Annotated in this window: 2 protein-coding genes; one reads left to right on the top strand and one right to left on the bottom strand. The window is 71.2% G+C overall.

All coding sequences use genetic code 11. The features are described from left to right. Positions 1-296 (bottom strand): transposase (locus ACFVHB_RS39875; protein WP_380332858.1); only part of this gene is annotated, 296 nt, incomplete at its 3' end. Between the two features lie 607 nt (positions 297-903). Between ACFVHB_RS39875 and ACFVHB_RS39870 the strand changes: the two genes are divergently transcribed. Further along, entirely contained in the window at positions 904-1,170 is a 267-nt protein-coding gene (locus ACFVHB_RS39870) for a hypothetical protein (RefSeq protein ID WP_380332856.1), read from the top strand. The last annotated feature ends 3,111 nt before the right edge of the window (positions 1,171-4,281 follow it).

The following is a 4,281-nucleotide window of genomic DNA, read 5'->3' as shown; positions in this document are numbered from 1 at the left end:
TGGCGCTTGCGGACCAGCTGCGGCTCGAAGGAGCCCTCGCGGTCGCGGGGGACGTCGATCTCGACCGGCCCGACCTCGGTCAGAACGGTCTTCGAGCGGACGCCGTTGCGGGAGTTCCCGCTGCCGGCCCCGGTCGGGGCGTGCTTCTCGTACCCGAGGTGGTCCGTCATCTCGCCTTCAAGGGCGGATTCCAGGAGCTTCTTCGTGAGCTGCTGGAGCAGGCCGCCGGCGCCGGTGAGCTGCAGCCCGCTCGCGCGGGCCCGGTCGACCAACTGCCCGATCAACTGGTCGTCCAGGGCATCCGGCTGCAACTCCACCGGCCGCACGGCCTCCACGGCTTTACAGACCCTGCTCGTCGGCTGGAGCTCACGGCGCACCCACCACAGACCATCCCGGTGACCGGGCGGCACGGCCACGCCCCGGCGCTCCGGTCCGCCGAGCCGTGCACGACCGGCACCCGAACGCCACCGGCCCCGCCACCGCACCGCCCACCCGCCACACGGCCCGAGGACCACCCCCACCCGTTCCTACGGTCAGCTTCTCGTCGTCCAGCGCCCATGCCGGCAGTGCCCGTCCCAGCGCCTCCTCGTCGACCCCGCACAAGTCGGCCAGTACCCGCCGCCCCGCCCCATCCAGCAGCATCTCGGCGTCCGCCCGCTGCGCACCGCTCTCGTGCCGCAGACGGTGGCCGTGCCATTGCCAGTGCGTCAGCGGAGCTGCGTCGTCCAAGCCGTAGCGGGCAGCGACCCGGCCAACCAGCGAGAAGGTCGTCTCCCCGGCGATCGGAGAGACACGGAAGACCACGGAAACCATGAGCCCAGCCTCGCGGAGAACAGCAGAACTTGAAGGCAGTTCCGCCTTCCCATCGCCGCCGACTTGGAGGCTGCCCGGGAGTCGAGCGCCTTGTTGCGTCTGTGTTGGACGTGCCGGGGCTCGATCGGGGGGAAGGAGGGCTCGAAGCTGGAGCTGCGGGAGAAGGCCCGGCCGGACCGGCTGGAGTGCCCCGACTGCGTACAGGCCCGCGCCGCAAAGGACTTGGGCCCGCTGATGCTGCCGGTCCCGACCAAGCGCGAGCTGGTGGCCGCGCTGGTCTCCACTCCAGACGATCCGTGGTGGGAGGACCGCGTGCTGCACGCCAAGCTCTACCCGGCGAGGGGCCGTCGGGTGTGACCTGTTGTGTACTGTGGGCGTGAAATGGGCCTCATAGGCCTAGTTGTCTGGACCTTTGGTTGGACCTGTTGAAGCGTCCTGCGGGTCGGTGGCCGGGCTGTTTTGGTGACTATGTGTGATGGTTGATGGGGTCAGGGGCCGGGTCGGCCCGCTTGAGGGCCGGTATGGCATTGTTGGATGTGGATTCGGGGGTGAATTCCACCGGGCATTCCGGCTGCTGCGCCCTGCCCGGTCGGCGGCTATTGCACCGTCCGGGCTCAGCTCCTGGCTCTCTCCGCCCAGCACGCCGACGGTCGGCCGCTGCGCCTGGACCGCCGGCTGCGCCCGGCCTGGCCGTCCTGCCGCTGGGACGCTGGCTGTGTGGCTCGGGGTCAGGCCTGGCGCGGTGTGGCGGCACGCCCGTGCTACCCGCTGGCCCGCCGGCGCCCGGCTGCGCGGTGCGGTGGCGTACCGGCTCTGCGGGAGTTCGGTGTGGTGGAGCTCGCTGACCCCGACGTGCAGCGTGCCAGGGAAACGGCCCGAGACGCCCGTCGGTGGGCCGCGCGGGCTGCGGAGGCCCGGGATGGCGGCAGTCCCAGGAGGTGCTGCGGTGCCGCCTGGAGGGTGACTGCTCGGCGCCCTGGGTTGTTCGTGGCTCCGTTGCTTATGTCAAGCCCCCAGGTTTCTCGGTCGCTCCTCCTCTCTTGGTGATGTCACGTGCCAGGCGACCATTCGCCATCGGTCGCCAGGGTCCGCTAGATGGCGTACCAGTGGCGAAGGGGTGTGAGGTGGGGGTGGCGCGTTGCGGTGTGTGTCCGCGGTGTGCCGGTCTGTTGGCGTCTTCTCTGAGGGGAGGTGGACATGCGGAAGCGGACGAGGGGTCCAGCCCGGGACAGGCGGGTGGATCCTGGCGTGCGGGCACAAGTGTTGATCGCTGTGCTCGGCGCGGTGAGCGCGATCGCGGGTTGTGTGACGCAGTTCGTGCGGTAGAAGCACGTGCGGTGGGACCGGTTGAAAGGCCGTGGCTTGCGTGAGGCGGGCCCGGCCGGGATGTGATCGGCCGGCCCCGCCCCAGTGCCCCACACCCGAGGCCGGGCCCCTGGTTGCAGCCAGGGGCCCGGCCAGCTTCGCGTGTGGCCTCCGGCTGGGCGGAGGAGCTTCCGGGTCCATTATCGAGTGGGTCTCGGGGACGGCACCCATGGCGAATCCCGGCTTTCGGGCTGGCGCGTCGGGCTGGCGCGTATCGCAAGAACGCAGCGAACATGGCTCGCTCCACCCTGGCCGCCGTCTTGGTCGGCCGCCAGGCCGTCCTGCTGCGCCTACTCCGGCCTGCTGGGCAACTGCCCCCTCGCTGACGGTTGGGTGACCGTCAGGCCGCCTTGGAGGCCGCTCTGGTGGTGGTCTGGGAAGCCGTCCCGGTGCCGTCCGGGCCGTTGTCCGGTGCTGTCGTGCCTGCTGTCGCGCCACCCTGTCGTGTGGGGTGCTGTCGCGTGTTGTGACGTGGGCGGATACCCCTGATCTCCTGTGTGTGGTCTGGGCGCGACAGGTGGGTGCGACAGGTGCCGGGGTGGGGCCGCGGCTGCTGCTCGGGTGGTGGCCGCAGCCGGGTGTCGACGACGGCCAGGGGTGGGCTGTCCTGGTCGCCGTCCGGGGCCGCCGGGAAGGCCGGCCTTCCCGGCGGTCTGGTCCTGGTGGTGGTGTTCGGTGGCGGGGTGGCCGGTGGTGGGGGTGCAACGCGGGGTGCAACGGGGTGTCGCGGTGGGGTGCAACGCGAGGTCGTGTTGCAGGTCTGACCAGGTGTTATGTGGCTGTGGGCGGGGGCGGGTGGGCGTGTTGCACTTCGTGTTGCAGCGGGCTGCGCCGGTTGGCCGGCCTCGACGGCCCGCCCGCGTCGCCCGGTGCCGCGCCCGGCTGCTGGGCCCTGGCCGCCGTCCTGGTCGGCCGCCAGGCCGTCCCGCTGCGCCCGTCTCGGCCGTCCGCCGCTGTGCCCGTGCCCGCCCGGTGCCGCGCCCCGCTGCGCCCCGCCCTGGTGGCCGTCCTGGTCCGGTATTCGGTTTGGTGTCGCCGTTCTGGGAATTGCTTGGCTGACGCTTGGCGGGATTTCCTGGGTGGTCGGGAAGGGCGGTCGCCGTGTCGGTGTGGAGGGCCGTAGGCCCCTTTCCGAGGTGCCTGAATTCGATTCCTCGCCGCTGCGCCCCGAAAGGGTTTCGGATTGTCGCCTGAAAAGGAGCGGGAGGGAATTCGTATTCCCGCCGGGAGTGCGGCAGGATAGGGCCGGTATGGACGGTTCCCGCGAGGTTGCCTGTTTGCCTCCGGCACTCGCCAGGGAACCGGTAGGATAGAGGTGTGCGGAAGCCGGGAAAACGCTCCCGGATTCGCTGCGGATTCCGGTCGGGAGTCTGCGGTTGAGGGCCCGTCAGGGACCGCCGTGCGGGGTGCCTGTGAGGGACCGCCGTGCGGGGTGCCTGTGAGGGACCGCCGTGCGGGGTGCCTGTGAGGGACCGCCACAGGGGCTGGGAGGCCGAGCCGGACCCGGAGGGCCCCAGGGTTCCCCCGAGGTCCGCAGGCCCCGCTCCGAGGGCGGAGGATGGGCCGTCAGCCCAGCAACCAGGCGGCTGACCGGCCACCATCCGGGACCGGGGGAGGCCCCCGGGGGTGGGGTTGTGGCTGATAGCCGAAGTCCGCGACACATCGTCAACGCCGAGGGCCGCAGGCCCCGGCCGGCACCCCGCCCGACCGGAGGGATGGGCTACTACCCGAATTCCGCGTCACATCGTCAACGCTCATCCCCGGGCGCAGCCCGGGAAACCCTGCCAGCCAATCGGCCCGTAGGGCCGTGAAAACACCAGCCCAACAAGACCGGAAAGCCGACCGATTGACGGGCCGTAGGCCCGGGGAAAAGCCACCGGAAAGGCGGAGTGCAGCGACGCCCGACGCCCACTATCAACTATCCGCACCTATCCGCACAAGCCCACGGATTCGCCGCAGGCGAATTCCCCCAACCCACCCACCACCCGCCGAGGCGCAGCCGAGGCCAACGCCACGCATGGTGACGGCGTAGCCGGCACCCCCGCACCTGGCGGTGCGTCAGCACCGCCGCAGGGCCGCCAGGCCCTGCTTAAGCCGTAGGCT

It is taken from the genome of Kitasatospora sp. NPDC127111 (assembly GCF_042677465.1).
Classification (GTDB): Bacteria; Actinomycetota; Actinomycetes; order Streptomycetales; family Streptomycetaceae; genus Kitasatospora.
The sequence above is the reverse complement of the archived record's forward strand: the minus strand, read 5'-3'. Positions and strand labels throughout refer to the sequence as shown.